Below are 19,261 nucleotides of genomic sequence, written 5' to 3'. Positions count from 1 at the left end.
AAATTGAAGTTGACCTGCTTTTGCCTGCGCTTATCATGAAAGTGGAAATTTATCGGATGTGAATATTAAAACCTCAGGAAGAAGAAAAAATCGAGGGATGATATTCAGATAGCGTCAAATGGAGAGTTTAATTCACTTAGTTGAATCGGCTGTGCTGATTCACCGTGGGGAGGTGTGTGTTATGCGTAATTTCGTTCCCAACGAACATGATAACGGCGTTACCATTTACTCAGATTGGAAACCCGGGCAACGGGTGCTCGTTAATGGTGGCGCCGGTTTCCTGGGCTCCCATCTCTGCGAGCGGTTGCTGAGCAGCGGTCACGAGGTGATCTGTCTCGATGATCTTTCGACCGGCCGTACCGCGAATGTGGAGCATTTGCGGAACAATAAGCGGTTTCTGATGGTGGAGCACGATGTGCGCAAACCCTATGACATCGATGTTTCGCTGATCTTCAACTTTGCCTCTCCGGCTTCGCCGCCTGATTATCAGCGCGATCCCGTCGGTACCCTTCTCACCAATGTACTCGGCGCAGTCAATGTGCTGGAAGTCGCGCGCCGATGCGGTGCTACCGTGGTGCAGTCCTCGACCTCGGAAGTCTATGGCGATCCCCACGTCAATCCGCAACCAGAAACCTATTTCGGCAATGTAAATACAATCGGGCCGCGCGCCTGCTACGATGAAGGGAAACGCAGCGCGGAAACGCTGTTTTTCGATTATCACCGCACTTTCGGTGTCGATATCAAGGTCGGACGCATTTTCAACACTTACGGGCCGCGTATGCGCCCTGACGACGGCCGTGTGGTTTCGAACTTCATCGTCCAGGCGCTGAAGGGGGACGACATCACCATTTACGGTGATGGCAGCCAGACCCGTTCTTTCTGCTATGTCGATGACCTGATCGATGGCTTCCTGCGCTTCTCGGCCAAACCGAAAGACTGCACCGGGCCGATCAATCTCGGTAATCCCGCAGAGATTCCGGTGCGGCAGCTGGCCGACATTGTTATCCGGATGACAGGGTCTCGCTCGCGCATCGTCCATCTGCCTGCCGCGATCGATGATCCGCAGCAGCGTCGTCCGGATATTTCGCGGGCAAACGAGCTGCTGAAATGGCAGCCGCGTGTACCGCTCGAAATCGGCCTTGAAAGAACGATCGTCTATTTCGATGCGTTGCTGGCGGGCCGGAAAGTGGCGGAGGCCGTATGAGATGCTCCGCACAATCCTCGTCACGGGCGGGGCCGGATTCATAGGCAGCCACATCTGCAAGGCGCTGGCGCAATCCGGCTTCAAGCCCATAGCTTATGACAATCTATCGACCGGTCACGCGGATTCGGTCCGCTGGGGTCCCTTTATCGAAGGCGACATTCTTGATCGTGGTCTGCTGAAAGCCACGCTCCAGGAATTCTCGCCAGCCTTCGTCATTCATTGTGCCGCCAACGCTTATGTCGGCGAGTCCGTCGAGGATCCACGCAAATACTACCGCAACAATGTCGGCGGCAGTCTTTCGCTGCTGGACGCCTGTCTTGACCAGAATATCGGCGGACTGGTGTTTTCGTCCAGTTGCGCCACCTATGGTGTGCCGCCGCAACTGCCCATCCGTGAGGAGACGGCACAGGCGCCGGTCAATCCTTACGGCCGCACCAAGCTGATCTTCGAGATGGCGCTAGACGACTATGCCGCGGCCTATGGTCTGCGTTTCGTTGCGCTGCGTTATTTCAATGCCGCCGGTGCGGACCCGGATGGCGAGCTTTGCGAACGTCATGAACCGGAGACGCATCTGATTCCCCGTGCGTTGATGGCCGCTGCCGCAAGGCTGCCGCAACTCGATGTGTTCGGTGCCGATTACGATACCAGTGACGGTACCTGCATTCGCGATTATATCCATGTCAGTGACCTGGCCGATGCCCATGTCGCCGCCGTCAACTATCTTGCCGATGGCGGCGAGACGTTGCGTGTCAATCTCGGCTCTGGTCACGGCACATCGGTCGGTGACATCATTCGGGCAATCCATCGCGTGACGGGGCAGGAAGTCCCTGTTCATTTTGGCGCACGGCGCGCAGGAGACCCTCCGGCGCTGTTCGCCGATATAGAACGCGCAAGGCAGACGCTCGGCTTTGCGCCCAGGCGCTCCGATATAGACACTATCATCCGTACGGCCGGTCCCGGTTTTGGACTGGAGGTGCTGTCATGACGATGCGCTCCACGCCCTCCGTCGCATCCCCCCGCGCCGCTGCAGGCGTGTTGCGGATGCTGCCGGTTTTCACAGGCTGGAACCGCCTTGCCTACCTGCTTGGCATCGGTGGCTGGCTGGTGACGCTCGCCTATTTCTGGATCTGGTGGCTCGATCGAGATCGCGTCATCGACTGGCCCTACTACTCCGTGGTCACGTTGGCGCTGGCGTGGATCACGCTTCTGCCATCCTATTTCATCTTCATATTTCTCAACGCGAGGGTTGTTGACCAGCGCTCGCCTCTGCCGCGGGGCAGGGTAGCGATGGTGGTCACCAAAGCGCCGTCGGAACCTTTCGCGGTAGTGGAAAAGACACTGCTGGCCATGCTGGAGCAGAAGGGTCTGGAGTTCGACGTCTGGCTTGCCGATGAAGCCCCGGATGCGGAAACGTTGAAATGGTGTGGCGCGCACGGCGTTTTCGTTTCCACCCGACAGGGCATTGCCGAGTATCACCGCAAGACCTGGCCGCGGCGCACGCGCTGCAAAGAGGGCAATCTCGCCTATTTTTACGACCGTTACGGTTACGAGCGTTATGATTTTGTCGCCCAGTTCGATGCGGACCACGTGCCGGAACCCGACTATCTGAGCGAGGTAATCCGTCCCTTTGCCGATCCGAGGATTGGATATGTGTCCGCCCCAAGCATTTGCGACGCCAATGCCAATGAAAGCTGGGCCGCACGCGGCAGGCTTTTTGCTGAAGCAAGCCTGCATGGTGCGCTCCAGCTGGGATACAATAATGGCTGGGCGCCGCTTTGCATCGGCTCGCATTACGCCGTGCGCACGAAGGCTCTTCGGGAGGTGGGCGGCCTCGGGCCGGAGCTTGCCGAAGATCATTCCACCACGCTTTTGATGAATGCCGGCGGCTGGCGCGGCGTCCACGCCGTCAATGCTATCGCCCATGGCGACGGGCCGGTGACCTTTGCCGATCTCATCGTGCAGGAGTTCCAGTGGTCGCGCAGCCTTATGACCATTCTGCTGCAGTATTCACGACATTACGTGCCGAAGCTGCCCGCGCGACTGAAGTTCCAGTTCCTGTTTTCGCAACTCTGGTATCCGCTGTTCTCCGGCTTCATGGCTCTGATGTTCGTGCTTCCGGCCGTGGCGCTGGTGAGAGGCCATGTGCTGGTCAACGCATCCTATCCGGCGTTTCTGGCGCATTTCCTTCCGGTTTCGCTGATCATGATCCTGTTTGCTTTCTTCTGGCGGGCCACGGGCGCGTTCCGTCCGCATGATGCGAAGCTTTTCAGCTGGGAGGCCATGGTGTTCCTGTTCCTGCGCTGGCCATGGTCGCTGATGGGTGTGCTGGCGGCCATACGTGACACGATCCGTGGCGATTTTGTCGATTTCCGCATCACGCCCAAGGGCACGCAGGCAAAACCGCCGCTGCCGCTGCGGGTAGTCGCACCATACATGGTCCTCGCGGCGCTCAGCCTTCTTGCCATGGTTCTGGCGCCGCGCCAAAACGGCGCGGAGGGGTTCTTTATCTTCGCTGCCATCAATGTGGCGATCTATGCGGGCCTGTCGGTGTTCCTGCTCATCCGCCATGCAGGGGAAAACGGTTTGCCGAAGCTGCCGGCCCTGCGCGGCGGCGCAAGTGCTGCCGCCTGTTCCTTGCTGCTGGTGGCCGGAAGTGCTGCGGAGCTCAGCTCCCATGCGATTGGTGGGCTGGAAGCTCTCTCGCATGGACAACCCTATGTCAGTTTTACCGAAACACGGTTCACGGTCGCAGGTGCGGGCGCGGAAGGTGCGAGGTCGGTGCGCCTGAAACTGCGCATTGCACTGCCTGGACTGCGCGGGCCGCAGGAAATGCAGGCAGAACCAATCGTTGCGCCGCCGCCGGCGGTGGCAACCGGAGAGATCATGCTGGCCGACAATAGGGTCGGACAATGAAGGAGGAGGCTGTGATGAAAACAACAATAAGCACATGCGGATTCTCCGCTTTCGTACTCTGTCTTGCGGTGGTCGCGCCAAGCGTCGTCCATGCTGCAGGCGGCACGAAGACGCCGAAGCCGCTCAGAACCAGCGAGGTCGTGGAGATGTATTTCGACAAGACCTGGAAATGGGATACGGGCGGCGGGCGCTTCATCGCCGACGGCCGTAAATTCATCGCTGCAACGGAAGAAAAAGGCAAGAAGTCCATCGGTGAAGGCCGCTGGACCGTCGATGCCAATGGCACATTGTGCATGCGCGCCACCTGGAAAGCCGAGGCGGGAAGCGGCAAGGCCGATACCTGCTTCGACCATGGTCGCATCGGCAATGTGCTCTACCAGCGCAAACAGGGCGGGCAATGGTACGTGTTCCGGCACAACCCGCCACGCCCTGGCGATGAATTCCTCAAGCTCGTCCGCAAGGACGATGTCACGCCGCAGATCGCCGCCTACGACAAGGCGATGACGGCAACAAGGTAAGGAGTAAGGTGTCATGCAGATAACAAGACGAACACTTCTGTTCGCGAGTGGTGCCGCCGCAGCCTTTACCGCCGGAATGTATCCGGTGCTCAAGCTCGACGCGCAAGGTGTCGCCCCCATGACCTCGACGGGCATGAAGACACTTGCCGACAAAAGACCGACATTGCATGCGGACGGAATACGTTTCGGCGCATATGATCCGCACGGCGATTTCACCGGCCAGTCCGGGGTGGCGACGGAACACCTGTTCTTGCCCTGGGAAGACGTGGATCTCGATAGTCTCGCACTTGCGGATGCCTATGCCCTGGAGCGCAAGCGCAATGTGATGATCACGGTCGAACCCTGGTCGTGGGACGTCAACTGGCGCCTCTCTTCAGACGAGTTGCGCCGCAAGGTTCTGAGTGGCGATTACGATAAGAACATGCAGGCGATCGCCGCACGCATGTCGGCAATGAAGAGCCCGCTGATCCTGCGCTGGGGACAGGAAATGGAAGACACGACCGGCCGCTTCTCGTGGTCGGGCTGGAACCCGCGTGATTACATCACCGCCTACAAGCGCGTGGTGGATATGACGCGCAAGGCGGTTCCGGGTGTGAAAGTGATGTGGTCACCGAAAGGTCTGGATGGTTTGCGGGCCTATTATCCCGGTGACAATTACGCCGATCTGGTCGGTCTGTCGGTGTTCGGCCTCGAGGATTACGACAAGATCGAATATGGCGCGCCGAAGACCTTCACGGATCTGCTGCGCAAGGGCTACGGACTCGTCGAGACCTTCGACAAACCAGTCTGGGTCGCCGAACTGGGTTATGAAGGCAGCGATTCCTATGTTCGTCCGTGGATGAACGACGTGACGCTGAAACAGGCGGATTTTCCGAAGCTGGAAGAAGTCGTCTACTTCAATGACAAGGATGTTCATGCCTGGCCGCACAATCTCGGCAGACCTGACTGGCGCGTGGTGCGTCCGGCCAAGGTTTGACCGGTATCAAAACCGGCGAGCGGCGATGCCGCTCGCCCGGTACGTGACGTTCCTCACCCTGCTGCCAGCACCGCCTCGGCCTCATAGATGGCGCAGACGATGTGGTAAAACGTGCTTGCCGGCGCCGGTTCGTCGAGCATGGGCCGATCCGCCGGCCATTTGTCGAACCACAGGCCCTTGACCGGCGTGTCAAGGAAAGGCTGCAGCGCGCCGATGGCGCTCAGACCAGAGGCAAGGTAACGCTGCCGCTCCTCGCCATCAGTCACACTGGCAAGCCGCACCGCCGCCTTCAGCCATTCCGTCTGTGGCCATAGTCGCGCAAGCCCGTCACGCAGCGAAAAATCGTCGTAAAGGCTCATCACCGCCACCTTGCGGCGCGGGCAGATACCGTGGTCTTCGCCGATCTCGAACAGGCGTTTTGCCTTCCTGATCGCTTCTTCGTTTCCACGCAGGCTGCCCCAGCGCGCCAGAAGCCAGGCCCATTCGAACTGGTGGCCCGGCTCCATGATCCGGCCCTTCTCCCCCTCGTATGGCGTCCAGTCATGGGCGAAGAATTCGCGCAGGCCGCCATTGCCGTCATCGATGAAGCGGGAAAGTGCGAGGCCGGCAATCTCGTCCGCCAGCGCCGACCACGGGCCGTCACGATCCTGTTCTTCCCAGGCCAGCATCGCTTCGAAAAGATGCATATGCGGATTGGAGCAAAGCGGTGTGCGCGGCGGGTTCGCCTCCTCGAAGCCGGCAATGGGATGTCTGTAGTGGCGTTCTAGAATGGCAAGGATTTCGAGCGCGCGGCTGCGCATCTCATTCCTCCGCTCGGGAAGGATCGCAGCTGTCTGTGCTGCGGCGAAAAGCGCAAAAGCCTGGTTGTAGAGATCGAAGGAGGGGTCGATCAGTTTTCCGGTCTGGTCGGCCAGGTTGCCGTAAAGGCCGTTTTCAAGGCGATAGACCTTCTCGAACCAGGACAGCCCGTGCAACACTGCGTCTTTCCAGGGGCCATGCCAGCCATGCTGGCCGGCGGCGGCATAACAATAAGCCTGGCGCGGTTGGACGCGGGCGCGGCGGTCATCGGAAAAAACCGGTTTCGCATCCTGACCGAGACGCTCGTAAAAGCCGCCATCCGGCCGGGCTGACCCCGCCTCCCACCACAATGGCAGGGCGTCCTCATCCAGCCATTTGCGTAATGTTCCGATCTCCTCGGCAAGTGTCTGCGCGATACTCGGAAATTGCACGGTCATGCGGTAACTCTCTGTTTTTACAGTTGAATAAATTGAGATCAATAAAAATACGTAACTATGGAGGCAAATAGACCATGTGGCATATTGCGCTGCAACCGCAAAAATTATCGATCTGACGCAAAGCCAACCCGCAGCGGCGTGATTGGTTCCACCTTTTTCCCCTCGCCAACGGCAGCGAAAAAGCGATTCGCAGGTCATAAACTATCAGAAATTACAACGGAAATTTGCGATTGCTTATTCGCAGTCCTCACGTATTTCGTAACAATGGTCTGGTCATTGGTGATTCGGTTTCCTTTTAATCTGGGCGGCGTCGGGGAAAAAAAGGGGCGAAGGGCAGTGAAATTTTCTGCCTATACTTCATTGCTGTTTTCCATTGCAGTTCTTTCTGGCTGCAATACTCCCGCGGGCGTTCGGTCGTTCGGCGGGACGCAGCTTCTGTCCCCCTCCGAAGCGCTGATTTTTCCGCCGCCTGGCGGTCCCGAAATCGTTACCGTCGTCAGCCGTACTTATTCCAATGCCGTGGCGCAGCAGGTCATATTGCGTTCCGAGGCTACTACGCCGGGACAGAATTATCTCAAGGCGGAGTTCTTCGGTCCGCAGCAGGCGGGAGATACAGATCTCGATTCCCTGGCGTTCACCGGTTTCAGGGCTTCCTCCCTCGCACGGGAAATCCGTGCGGAATTTCCCGGTGAAACCATCGCCATGTCGGCAAATTACCTGCAGAACAGTTACGGCGCGTTTTCCTATGCCGCTGGCAAGGGACGTGGTGAGGATACCTGCCTTTATGGTTGGCAGGATATACGTTCCCCCGAAAGCATGCGGCAGGATTTCCGCAATCTGGGGCGCATCAAAGTGCGGCTACGCCTCTGTCAATCCGGCGCAAGCATCGAGCGGCTTCTGGCAGTGATGTATAATTATACCATCACCGGGACTTATGCCTCGCCAAGCTGGAACCCCTACGGCACGCCGCAGGCGGTGGACAAAAATCTCGGCCGTCCCGGCAATCCGGTCTATCCGATAAAGTCGGAAGAGGTGCCGATGCGACCCGGCGGCGAGGTGACCGCCAGCGTGTCGGTCCGGCCGGTTCGTCGTGCGGCGGCCACTGCCCCGGTCCAGCCGGAACAACAGCCGCCGCCGCCCGTTGCAGCAGTTAACATTCCTTCGCCGGTATCAACGGGTGCGTCGGGTCAGCCTGCGGTGACGGCCCCGCGCGCCGCCGGCGGTGGGGCAGTCACAGGCCAACAGCAATCATCGCGCGTACCGCAGGTGTCCATTCCCTCGCCATCGTGCCTTTCCGGTTCGGGGGCGGGCCAGGGATGCAGATGATGGCGGGGACGAGAGCGGAGATTCCGGGCCGAAATTCCGGATGGGGACGAGAACGGAAAGTTTCTGGATGAACAAGGCCATCACAATCATTGTCTGGTTGCTTGTGTCGCTTTGCGTTCTGGCCATCATCACGATGCCGGTCAGCTTGCAGACCCACCTGGTCGCAACGGCAATCTCGCTTATTCTCCTCGCAACGATCAAGGGCTTCAACGGGCAGGGGGTCTGGCGGCTGGTGGCGCTCGGTTTCGGTACGGCCATCGTGCTTCGTTACGTCTACTGGCGCACGACAAGCACGTTGCCTCCCGTCAATCAGCTTGAGAACTTCATTCCCGGTTTTCTGCTCTATCTGGCGGAAATGTATAGCGTGGTGATGCTGGCGCTCAGCCTTGTCATCGTGTCCATGCCGCTACCGTCGCGCAAGACCAGGCCCGGCTCGCCCACATACCGTCCGACAGTGGATGTCTTCGTGCCCAGTTACAACGAGGATGCGGAGCTTCTGGCCAATACGCTGGCGGCGGCCAAGAACATGGATTATCCGGCAGACCGCTTCACGGTCTGGCTGCTGGACGACGGGGGCTCGGTGCAGAAGCGCAATGCCGCCAATATTGTCGAAGCGCAGGCCGCGCAGCGCCGCCATGAAGAGCTGAAGAAGCTCTGCGAAGACCTCGACGTGCGTTATCTGACGCGCGAGCGCAATGTCCACGCCAAGGCCGGAAATCTCAATAACGGCCTTGCCCATTCGACTGGCGAACTCGTCACGGTCTTCGACGCCGACCACGCGCCCGCGCGCGACTTCCTGCTGGAAACCGTTGGTTATTTCGAAGAAGACCCGCGGCTGTTCCTGGTGCAGACGCCGCATTTCTTCGTCAATCCCGATCCGATCGAGCGCAATCTGCGAACCTTCGAGACGATGCCGAGCGAAAATGAGATGTTTTACGGCATTATCCAGCGCGGTCTCGACAAGTGGAACGGCGCCTTCTTCTGCGGTTCCGCCGCCGTACTGCGGCGCGAGGCCCTGCAGGATACCGAAGGTTTCAGCGGTGTCAGCATCACGGAAGATTGTGAAACGGCCCTCGCACTGCATTCCCGCGGCTGGAACAGCATCTATGTGGACAAGCCCCTGATTGCCGGGTTGCAGCCGGCCACTTTCGCAAGCTTCATCGGTCAGCGCAGCCGCTGGGCACAGGGCATGATGCAGATCCTGATTTTCCGTCAGCCCCTGTTCAAGCGTGGCCTCACATTCACACAGCGCCTCTGCTACATGTCCTCGACGCTGTTCTGGCTATTTCCGTTTCCGCGCACGATCTTCCTGTTTGCGCCGCTGTTCTATCTTTTCTTCGACCTGCAGATATTTGTGGCCTCGGGCGGCGAGTTTCTGGCCTATACGGCCGCCTACATGCTCGTGAACCTCATGATGCAGAACTATCTCTACGGCAGTTTCCGCTGGCCGTGGATATCGGAACTCTACGAATATGTGCAGACGGTTCACCTCCTGCCCGCCGTCGTTTCAGTGATCTTCAATCCGGGCAAGCCAACCTTCAAGGTCACGGCGAAGGATGAATCCATCGCTGAGGCGCGGCTCTCGGAAATCAGCCGGCCGTTCTTCGTGATTTTCGGATTGCTGGTGGTGGCGATGATCTTTGCCGTCTGGCGTATCTACAGCGAGCCCTACAAGGCGGATGTCACGCTCGTGGTCGGCGGCTGGAACCTGCTGAACCTCATCTTCGCCGGTTGCGCGCTGGGGGTGGTTTCTGAACGCGGCGACAAGTCCGCCTCGCGGCGCATCACTGTGAAGCGGCGCTGCGAGGTCAAGCTTGAGGGCAGCGACACCTGGGTGCCGGCCTCCATCGACAATGTTTCCGTCCACGGTCTGCTCATCAATCTATTCGATAACGCAACCACGGTCGAAAAAGGCGAGACTGCGATCGTCAGGGTCAAACCCCACAGCGAGGGCGTGCCGGAAACGATGCCTCTCAATATTGTGCGGACGGTGCGAGGCGAGGGGTTCATTTCGATCGGCTGCACCTTCTCCCCACAGCGGGCCGTCGATCACCGCCTTATCGCCGACCTGATTTTTGCCAATTCCGAGCAATGGAGCGAGTTTCAGCGTGTGCGACGCAGGAACCCCGGCCTTATTCGCGGTACGGCGACCTTCCTGGCAATATCGCTCTTCCAGACGCAGCGTGGTCTCTTTTATCTGGCGCGCGCGCTGCGGCCGGGTTCCAAGGCCGTCAAACCTGCCGGAGCCGTAAAATGACCGGCCGCGGACCTATCAGGCAGTCGCTGACAGTAATGATCTGGGGTGCAGTCGCGACGAGCGCCATTGCGCAGTCATCCCCCTTCGACATGTCCCCGGAAAGGCCGGCCCAGACCGCGCCAAAGCCCGCGGAGCCGCCCGCCATTTCTCCGGTGGAACCGCGTCGTGAGCCGGAGGTCCGGACGCCAGCGCAGCCACCTGTTCCGCCACCCCTCACGGCTCAGCCTGCGCCTTCCCCCGACGTGACGGCCCAACCGCCGCCGGTTCCACCGGTGACCGTGCCCGCGCGCCGGGAAAGCATCTCACCCGGTTCCATGCGCGCCTCGTCTTCTTCAGCCGATGGCCGCCGCCGCTATATCCTTCCCTATGAAAAGCTCAGCCTTTCGGGGGAAATGGACCGGCGGCAATGGAGTATCTATCTGACGCCAGAGCAGGTGAATGCAGCCGTATCGCTTAATGTCGGTTATCAGAACGCGATCGTTGTTGCCCCGGAAAGCTCGAACTTTCAGGTCAGCGTGAACAATGTCGGGCTTGGTGCAGCGCGTATCGAGGCGCCGGACAGTCAGGGGAATATTTCCCTTAAAATTCCGCCCGGTGTCCTTCAGGTCGGCGCGAATGTCGTGTCGCTCGGGGTGCAGCAGCGCCACAGAACAGATTGCACGATCCAGTCCACTTACGATCTATGGACCGATGTCGATCCGGCAAATACCTTCATAGGCTTTAACGCCGATGTTGCGGGCAGTTTCGCCAACATCGACGACATCCAGGCGACCGGACCGGATGGCAAGGCGACGACGTCGATCGAAATCGTGGCACCGGCGCTCGGCAATCCGGCATTTGCGGATTCTCTCCTGCGTCTTTCGCAGGCGCTGGCGCTCAGAACCCAGATGCCGAACCAGACGGTCCGTTTTGTGACGGCCCCTCCCGTCGAACGGAAAGCGGGAACGCTGTCGGTCCTCGTCGGCACCGCTCGGGAAATCGCCGGCATGGCCGGAACTTTGCCACCTGAAGCATCAGCGGGCGCTTTCGCAGGCTTCGGCAGCGCCGTCGCGGGCGGAGCGTCGCCGCTTCTCGTCACCGGTCCGACCCCCCAGGCGGTACAAGCGGCGATAGAGACGCTGTTTTCCTCGATCTCGCGAACACCGGGCGCTCAGCGAGCCACTTTTTCGACGCGCAGCTGGCACGCACCCGATGTGCCACTGATCATGTCGGACCGTCGGATCGCGCTTTCGGAACTCGGTATCGAAAGCAGCGAGTTCAGCGGCCGGCGTTTCCGCAATGAATTTTACATCGGCATGCCCGCCGATTTTTATGCGTCGGCCTATGGCGAAGCGTCGCTTCTCCTGGATGCAGCCTATTCTTCGCAGGTGTTGCCCGGCAGCCATGTCGACATCTATGTCAATGACCAGATCGCCTCCACCGTGCCTATCTCCAATAATGGCGGGGGTATTTTCAGACATCTGCCGATCAATGTGACAATGCGGCACTTCAAGCCGGGTCCGAACAAGGTGACCATTGAAGCGGTGTTGATGACGGCGCAGGATCAGGCCTGCGCACCGGGTGCGCCAGCGAGCACAACGCCCCGTTTTGCATTGTTCGACACATCGGAAATTCATATTCCGGACTATGCGCAGATTGGTCGCAAACCCGATCTCGCTGCCATGGCTGGCGCCGGGCAGCCCTACCGCACTGGGACTACTCCCGTCGCCCTGTCTCTTGATCGTTTTGACACGGACACGATGTCCGCGGCGGCCACGCTCATCAGCCGGCTGGCGAGCGTGGCGGGGCATCCGATCGACATTGAGACCGTCGCGTCGCCACTGGTAATCGGCGACCGGGACGCGTTGTTCGTTGGTACGATCTCACAATTTCCGCAGGCTTTGATCAGCCAGTTCAATCTCGTTCCCTCCAGCCAGATCTCCTGGAAAGTGGGAGCCGGTGTTCAGCAGCCTGCCCAAAACAGTGAAAACCTCTTTAATGACTGGCGTGAACGGGTCGACGGCGGCATCTGGGAAGGCCAGGTTTCGTCCTTTGAGGAATGGATGAAGCGCAACTTCGACCTGAGTTCGGATACATTGCGCTTCCTGCCTGCAGCCGAGCAGCCCTATGCGCCGCCTGCCAATGTTTCCTTCATGCTGGCCCAGGGACTGAGCCCGTCAGGTGAAGGGGTTTGGACGCTCGCAACCGCGCCAAGTTCGGGAGAGCTTTTGGGAGGCATGGCGGCGATGACGCGTGAAAACCGGTGGGGTGGCGTCACGGGGCGTGTCGCCGCTTACGACGCAGGTGCTGAAAAAATCGAGACCGTCGAAGTGGAACGGCCATATCTTTATAGTACGCGGCCATTTTCCTTCTCGAACTTCAGGCTGATTGCGGCCAACTGGCTGTCTTCTAACGTTCTCTCCTATTCATTGGCCTTCATTGGTTTCGTGTCGCTCCTCGGTCTCGCGACATTTGCCATGCTGCGCATGATGGGGCGACATCGATGAAGAGCGGAATTTCGAAACTGGCCGGTGTTGTCGTCCTTTCCATCATGACGTTGCTGACAGCCGTTTCAGCGGGCCGCACCGCGTCGATCCCGCCGGAGGCATGGTCGGCCTATAAGAGTGCGTTTCTCGATCCCGGTGGCCGCATTATCGATACGGGCAACGGCAATATCAGTCACAGCGAGGGTCAGGGTTATGGCATGTGGCTTGCGGTATTGTCCGACAGCCTCGCCGATTTCGAGCTGATCTGGAGTTTCACACGCACCGAACTGCTGGTGCGGGATGACGGACTGTCCGCCTGGAAATGGGATCCGCGCACACGTCCGCATGTGACCGATATCAACAACGCTACGGATGGCGATATCCTGATCGCCTATGCGCTGGCGCTGGCTGCCGGGCAATGGAATCGGCAGGATTACGCCGAGGCATCCACAGCCATGGCATCCGCCATCCTCAAAAAAACCGTGGTTCAGCGCGCAGGCCGTACGCTGCTCCTGCCGGCTGCAACCGGTTTTGGCGAGGGAGACCGAGATGACGGTCCGGTGGTTAATCCGTCGTATCTGATATTCGAGGCCTTCCCGGTTCTCAATCTCGTCGCGCCGTCGCCGCTCTGGAAAGCGGTAGCCGATGACGGGGTGACGCAGATTGGTGCCTTTGCCTTTGGCGAGAGGAAACTACCGGCCGACTGGGTATCGGTGCGGACGCGAGCCCAGCCGGCATCGGGTTTCCCGCCGGAGTTCGGTTACAATGCGGTGCGCATTCCGCTTTATCTCTCTCGGGCGAATATGGGCTCGCCCGAGCTGCTCAACCGGCTGAAGAACGGCATGACGCTGGAAAGCGGTGCGGCCGGCACTTTCGATCTGAAGAGCGGAGCGGTCAAGGATGTGCTGTCGGATCCAGGCTATCGCATCATTCCGGCACTTGCGGCCTGTGTCGCAGGCGGGGCCGCCGTTCCGGAAGAACTGAAGAGCTTTCAGCCAACACTTTATTATCCTTCCACATTGCATCTTCTGGCATTGTCGTTTCTGGCAAGAAATAACGGGGAATGCCGATGAACAAGCCTCTATCGACTTCGGCCCTCATCCTGCTTCTAGTCGCGCTTGCCGCCTTCCACTGGCGTGACAGCATTCTCGGTCGCGTGTCGGACGTCCACACCTCCGCGGTGGGGGACAATCGCGCCGCGCAGCGGATATCTCCTGCGGCAAATCCGGCGCAAATCAACGCTTTCGTCAAGAATCGCGAGATGGCGCAGTTAGCGCAGTCCTCGACTCCGCCGGTAACGGTGCCGGCAACCGAGCCGCGACCGTTGCCACAGACCGGCGCCCAGACAATGCAAACACAGACGGCGCAGGCGCCTGCCGCGCGCGTGGCGGAGCCGGCGTCGGGTGATATGCCGGAAGTCGATCTCAGTGCATTGCGCTATTTCGCCGCGAGAGGCGATACGCAACGCCTTCAGGCCGAAATCGCGCGACTTCGCACGCTTTACCCAAACTGGACGCCACCGGCTGATCCGCTTGCTGTTCCGGAAAATGGCGATGCGAAGCTCGATGCCATGTGGCAGCTTTATACCGACGGCCGTTATGCCGAGGTCAGGAAAGCGATTGCCGACCGCCAGCAGACAGAGCCTGGCTGGCAGCCGCCGGACAACCTGACCGGCATGCTGTCTCTGGCCGAGGCGCGTCAGCGCCTCATCAATGCGTCTGACCTCAAGCAATATGCGACGGTGGTGGATACGGCCGCCAATAATTCCGGTCTGCTGACCTGCAGCGAGGTCGACGTTCTGTGGCGGGTTGCCGATGCCTTTGCCAATACGGACAGGATGACACGGGCGCGCGACGCCTATCTCTACATTCTCAACAATTGCACTGTCGCAAGTGACAGGCTCGCCACCGTGCAAAAGGCATCCGCGCTGCTGCCGGCGGAAATGATGGGTGAGCTTCTGGCCAAGGAAAAGCCCGGCGCCGATGGACAGCTGGAATTCGAGCCGGTCAAGAACGATCTCGCGCGCCAGTTCGTGGCGAAGGCAGGAGAAAAAGAGGGGATCACCGTCCCTTCTGCCTATCTGATGCGGCTTGAACGGCTTGCCGAAACGGAAAAGCGCGCAAGCGACGCGCTGCTGCTCGGCTGGTATAATATTCGCCAGAAAAATATGGCGGAGGCCGAAAAGTGGTTCCGCAAGGCGCGAGAGGAAGAGGACAGCGCGTCGGCCTCGCAAGGGCTGGCGCTGGCGCTGATCGACCGCAACGAGCCGCGTGAAGCCGAGGACGTCATGTACAAATGGCGCGCGACATCCGACGATGCGCTCGCAACCTATCTTGCCGCAACCGCCAATCTTCTCGCGCTGGAGCCGCCCGTGGTGCTGCCGCCGGATGTACTGCAGCGCATTGCAGCGGAAACCGTTGCGCGCAAGGACGCGGCGACGGCACAACAGTTCGGCTGGTATTCGCTTGCGTTCCGTCAGAGCCAGCTCGCCTTGCAATGGTTCAGCACTGCGCTTGGCTGGAAAGCGGATGATGAGCCGTCTGCCTATGGCGTGGCACTGAGCTATCACGACCTGCGCAACCTCGCTGGCCTGCGGGGCATTCAGCAGCAATGGGCGGGTCGCTCGCAGCGTATTGCCGATGTGGGTACTGTACGCATGGTGGATCAATCCGGCCAGCCGGCCGTGGCGGTAACCGCGCCGCCTCTCGCCACCGCCCCGCAGCAGACAGCGCCCGTGCCTCAGACGGCGCAGGGAGGGACGGTGACCTATGTTCAACCCGTCGTCCAGGCGCCTGAACCGTCACGCAAGCAGGCGAGACTGTCTTCGTCAGCGCAAAGAGCAAACAACACGGCTTCGCGTCCACGCTCTTGTGCCGCCTATCCTGATCCGCAGCGATTGCCGCCGCAGCAGGCGCTCGATCTCGGCTGGTGCCTGATGGAGACGAATAGACCGGCCGAGGCGCTGAAAGCCTTTGAAGCCGCCATTGCCGGCGGCCAGTCGAGTGTCAAAAGCGATGCGGCCTATGGTCAGAGCCTCGCCTATCTGCGCATGGGGCTGACGGATCATGCTGCGGTCTCGGCGACGAAATCGCGCATGGATCGTCCGCGAGCCACGGAGCTGCAGGTTTCGATCCTTGCTGATCGCGCGGTTTCCGCCTTCCAGTCGAAACGTTATGCCGAAACGCTTCTGCTCCTCGACCAACGGGCCCGGCTGGCTGACGAGCGTGCAGATCTGATGGTGCTGCGCGGTTACTCCTATCTCGCCATGCGCCGTTATGGGGAAGCCGCCCAGATATTCGAAAGCCTCGCCTCCATCGGCAATCGCGATGGCATCAGGGGGCTCGCGGCAGTGCGCGCCGCCCGGCCGAGCAACGGTCCGCAAGGCGGTTGACAGCGGCCGGCGTGCAGCCAGCCACGGTTTATTTCCCGTCAGTGAGATTGCGAATGAGGCGCATGAAGATGCGCGCACCGATACCGATCAGTGCGTCCGGAAAGTCGTAATCGGGGTTGTGCAGATTGGGATAGTCCCGGCCTGCGCCGAGAAAGAACATCGCCGACGACGAGACGCCACGGAAACGGCCGAAATCCTCGGAAGCGCGCATGGGCAGACCTTCGGAACCGTGGGAGATTTTCTCGTCGTCCAGCGCCTGCCGGATATGATCGACGGCGTCCGGGGCGTTTTCGCAATGCAGGAAAATATCGTCATAGGTGATATTGAGCGCCAGCCGCTCTTCGTCTGCCACCCTTTTTGCGAGCGTCTCCGCGGCGTTGCACAGGTTTTCCATCCGGTCGTCGGTCAGCGTTCTGAGTGTCGCCCAGATTTCCGCGTCAGCCGGGGAAATGCCGAAGGCCGCTTCCCCCATGATCGCGTGGGTGATCGTCACCATCGAAAAATCCGGTGCCGGCGGAAAACCGGAACCGAGATCGCTCAGGGAGGGCATCAGCCTCGTAATCGCCCGCATGGGGGAAATGCCGTGTTCCGGTGAGGAAGCATGTGCCGTCTTGCCCGCTAACGTGATTTTGATGCCCCGCGATGCGCAATTGACCGGCCCTTCCACCACGCTGACATGGCCGAAGGGCAGGCCGGGGAGGTTGTGAAGTGAAAATGAATAGTCCGGTTTTATCTCCGCAAAGCGTGGATCGGCAATAACGGCGGCTGCGCCGGCACCGGTTTCTTCCGCCGGCTGAAAGAGAAGAATGACCCGTCCTGTCTCCGGCCGCAGGCGGGCAAGGCCAAGCGCCAGTGCCGTCAGAATGGTGGAGTGGCCGTCGTGACCGCACAGATGGCCTTTTCCATCGACGCTCGAACGATATTCAACTTCACCCTTTTCGTGGATAGGCAGCGCGTCGATTTCCGAGCGGATCAGAACCGAGGGGCCGCTTCTTCCGCTGTCATAGACGGCCGCCACGCCATGGCCGCCGAGGCCGGCAACAAGCCGGTCAGGTGGTGCCTGCTCAAGAAAGGCACGGACGCGGCGGGCGGTTTCTTTCTCCTCTCCGGAAATTTCCGGATGGCGATGCAAATCGTGGCGAAGCTCGATGAGATCGAGCATGTCCTTATTTGTCAGAAACATCAAAATTCCCTGCAGGTCGGTCGGCGTTTTGCTGCCGCAACTTACAGATCATTGTCTTCAATGCAAAACCTTTGGCGGGTGCCAGCGCTTGCCCGCCGTTTTCGGTTTGACGGTGAGCGGGATGACATCAGCAGGGAGTGGGATCTTTGTTTTCGTCAGCTCCAGCCGCGCAAGCGCGGCCCGCGCCTTCTCCGCATATTCGAGATGTTGGGCCTCGTCCGAATGATAATGCTGCAATCTTTCAAGGATTTCGGCGCCTTCCATCTTTCTTTCGGCGGCGATGAGAGCAACGGCGCATTTGTAGAGCGCTTCGCGGTGGAACGGCGCGCGATTGGTGACCTGGCGGAAGGCCTCGGATGCCTCGTGATAATGCTGTTGCGCCAGCCGTGCCTCACCGATGCGGAGCCAAAGCAGAACCGGGTCCTGGCCGCTGGCGAGAAGCGCCAGGAAGGCGATTTCCGCCTCCCGGAACTCGCCCCGATCAAGAGACAGGTTGGCCAACCCGAATTGGGCGCCGGAATGACCGGGCGCTGCGGCAAGCACTTGGCTGAAGGCGATGCTTGCGGCAGCCTTCCTGCCCGCCTTGTAAAATTTGAGACCCTGTTCGTAGACAAATCGGATACTGCGCGGGTGAAGCGTGCCGCCGAGATTATCACCCGAGCGGGTGCGAAACAGCGTACAGCTCAGCTTCTGCTCTTCCGGCCCAAAAAAATATTTATAGGGCTCGTTGCCACGCAGGAAGTCGTAGGTCTTGAAACCCTGCTCGATTGCCCTTCGGATGCAGTGCCCGTGCAGCACGAGGCCGGGGGAAGGCGTTTTCCAGTTCTCGTCGCGGCCGGTGATGTAGAACATTACAGATTTTTTTCGGCGATCGATGATGTTGGCGAGCGCGCCAAGCGGCTGGTCGCCGAACCACAGCACAGGTACCTCTAGATCACCGCGAATATAGACATCCATCAGCATCTGGCGGGTCGCGCCGATCAGGAGCTCGGTGCGTTCCTTGCCCTTATGTGGCGCCCAGCGGATGCGCCAGAAATCGAAGAGGATGTCCATGTCCCGCTTGATGGTGTCTTTCGTTGCGAAGCTGATGCGATATTCGTCCCCGCCCTCGACTTTTCTCATGAAACGCCTGAGCTTTTGCCGGGTCTGGCTGCTCATGTGGCTTTCAAGATACCCCTCAAACGTGTCCGGCAGGGTCACGACCGGGCAGATGCAATTGTTGATGTTGTAGGGGTTGGTCGGCATATTGTCGCGGAACATGACGAGCGGGCCCTGAAGCGCCCTGATCATGGCATCGCGCCGTTCCGGCGGGCCTGAAAGATAATCGAGTTTCAGCTCGGTCCAGTTCTGTTGTCTTATATAGGCGCAGAAACCGGCGACGGCGTGATCTTCATAGTCCGGCAGGGTGATGAAACCAGTATAATCCGCGGCAGCATTGCCGGCCATGACGATGCTGTCGTGAAAGCGGCCGGTTTTCTTGTCCGGTTCGGTGACGATGCGCAGCGGAAAAAACGCCACATAGGGCGAGCCTTCCGAACGTTCCCTCAGAGCCAGAACGAACCAGCGCCTGCGCCGCGGCATGTAATCGCGCAGCCAGCCCCAGGAGAGAAAATGCCGGGCATGGGGATCGGCCATGAACACCGATTCCCAGTTTTCCCGAACCGCCTCGAAGCCGGCGTCGGTGTCAATGATGTCGATGCGCATGTGTCCCCCTCCCAATACAGATCACACATTCGGGAGGTTTCATTTTATGGGCAAATGATCCGCTTCAAATATTCCGTTCGGGTGAAACC

General features: G+C 59.7%; 13 protein-coding genes. 10 read left to right on the top strand and 3 right to left on the bottom strand.

Annotated elements, in window-relative coordinates; translation table 11 throughout:
* Positions 1 to 181 precede the first annotated feature (181 nt).
* From AGR2A_RS16830 to AGR2A_RS16810, 5 genes are read left to right on the top strand one after another with little or no spacing between them, the layout of a single operon-like run.
* Positions 182 to 1,204: a UDP-glucuronic acid decarboxylase family protein gene (locus tag AGR2A_RS16830; RefSeq protein ID WP_004438618.1), complete on the top strand. Its 1,023-nt coding sequence runs from the start codon at positions 182 to 184 to the stop codon at positions 1,202 to 1,204.
* Between the two features lies 1 nt (position 1,205).
* Positions 1,206 to 2,189 carry a UDP-glucose 4-epimerase GalE gene (gene galE / locus AGR2A_RS16825; protein ID WP_072493575.1) on the top strand — a complete coding sequence of 328 codons (984 nt, stop codon included), beginning with the start codon at positions 1,206 to 1,208 and terminating at the stop codon, positions 2,187 to 2,189.
* Positions 2,186 to 4,117: a glycosyltransferase family 2 protein gene (locus AGR2A_RS16820; RefSeq protein ID WP_080823230.1), complete on the top strand. Its 1,932-nt coding sequence runs from the start codon at positions 2,186 to 2,188 to the stop codon at positions 4,115 to 4,117. The genes galE and AGR2A_RS16820 overlap by 4 nt, the downstream gene beginning before the upstream one ends.
* A 14-nt stretch (positions 4,118 to 4,131) precedes the next feature.
* A complete protein-coding gene (locus AGR2A_RS16815; protein WP_004438628.1) occupies positions 4,132 to 4,635 on the top strand; it encodes a DUF995 domain-containing protein in 504 nt (167 codons plus the stop codon).
* Positions 4,636 to 4,648: 13 nt separating this feature from the next.
* The gene (locus AGR2A_RS16810; RefSeq protein WP_004438632.1) at positions 4,649 to 5,611 is read left to right on the top strand and encodes a glycoside hydrolase family 26 protein; all 963 of its coding nucleotides are present in this window, start codon (positions 4,649 to 4,651) and stop codon (positions 5,609 to 5,611) included.
* 53 nt (positions 5,612 to 5,664) lie between these two features.
* Here AGR2A_RS16810 and AGR2A_RS16805 read toward each other — a convergent pair whose 3' ends face one another.
* Positions 5,665 to 6,846 carry an AGE family epimerase/isomerase gene (locus tag AGR2A_RS16805; protein WP_080823229.1) on the bottom strand — a complete coding sequence of 394 codons (1,182 nt, stop codon included), beginning with the start codon at positions 6,844 to 6,846 and terminating at the stop codon, positions 5,665 to 5,667.
* Between the two features lie 336 nt (positions 6,847 to 7,182).
* Here AGR2A_RS16805 and bcsN point away from each other — a divergent pair, with 336 nt between their 5' ends.
* The 5 genes from bcsN (at position 7,183) to AGR2A_RS16780 (ending at position 16,285) form a co-directional block, all read left to right on the top strand.
* Positions 7,183 to 8,172 (top strand): cellulose biosynthesis protein BcsN, encoded by a 990-nt coding sequence (bcsN, locus tag AGR2A_RS16800; RefSeq protein ID WP_167378223.1) that lies wholly within the window; start codon positions 7,183 to 7,185, stop codon positions 8,170 to 8,172.
* Between the two features lie 67 nt (positions 8,173 to 8,239).
* On the top strand, positions 8,240 to 10,429 hold the full coding sequence (gene bcsA, locus AGR2A_RS16795) for a UDP-forming cellulose synthase catalytic subunit (RefSeq protein WP_004438642.1): 2,190 nt from the start codon (positions 8,240 to 8,242) through the stop codon (positions 10,427 to 10,429).
* Complete coding sequence (locus AGR2A_RS16790; protein WP_080823228.1) at positions 10,426 to 12,915, top strand: cellulose biosynthesis cyclic di-GMP-binding regulatory protein BcsB; 2,490 nt, start codon at positions 10,426 to 10,428, stop codon at positions 12,913 to 12,915. Before bcsA ends, AGR2A_RS16790 begins: the two co-directional genes overlap by 4 nt.
* Positions 12,912 to 13,967 carry a glycosyl hydrolase family 8 gene (locus AGR2A_RS16785; protein ID WP_004438650.1) on the top strand — a complete coding sequence of 352 codons (1,056 nt, stop codon included), beginning with the start codon at positions 12,912 to 12,914 and terminating at the stop codon, positions 13,965 to 13,967. The genes AGR2A_RS16790 and AGR2A_RS16785 overlap by 4 nt, the downstream gene beginning before the upstream one ends.
* Positions 13,958 to 16,285, top strand: a complete 2,328-nt coding sequence (locus AGR2A_RS16780; protein WP_167378222.1) for a cellulose synthase — start codon at positions 13,958 to 13,960, stop codon at positions 16,283 to 16,285. Before AGR2A_RS16785 ends, AGR2A_RS16780 begins: the two co-directional genes overlap by 10 nt.
* Positions 16,286 to 16,313: 28 nt before the next feature.
* Here AGR2A_RS16780 and AGR2A_RS16775 read toward each other — a convergent pair whose 3' ends face one another.
* Together AGR2A_RS16775 and AGR2A_RS16770 are read right to left on the bottom strand one after the other, a co-directional pair.
* Positions 16,314 to 17,468 carry an amidohydrolase gene (locus AGR2A_RS16775; protein ID WP_080823227.1) on the bottom strand — a complete coding sequence of 385 codons (1,155 nt, stop codon included), beginning with the start codon at positions 17,466 to 17,468 and terminating at the stop codon, positions 16,314 to 16,316.
* Positions 17,469 to 17,525: 57 nt separating this feature from the next.
* The gene (locus AGR2A_RS16770) at positions 17,526 to 19,172 is read right to left on the bottom strand and encodes a GNAT family N-acetyltransferase (protein WP_080823226.1); all 1,647 of its coding nucleotides are present in this window, start codon (positions 19,170 to 19,172) and stop codon (positions 17,526 to 17,528) included.
* Between the last annotated feature and the right edge of the window lie 89 nt (positions 19,173 to 19,261).

Origin of the sequence: Agrobacterium genomosp. 2 str. CFBP 5494, from assembly GCF_900013495.1 — a bacterium.
Lineage (GTDB): Bacteria > Pseudomonadota > Alphaproteobacteria > Rhizobiales > Rhizobiaceae > Agrobacterium > Agrobacterium pusense.
The sequence above is the reverse complement of the archived record's forward strand: the minus strand, read 5'-3'. Positions and strand labels throughout refer to the sequence as shown.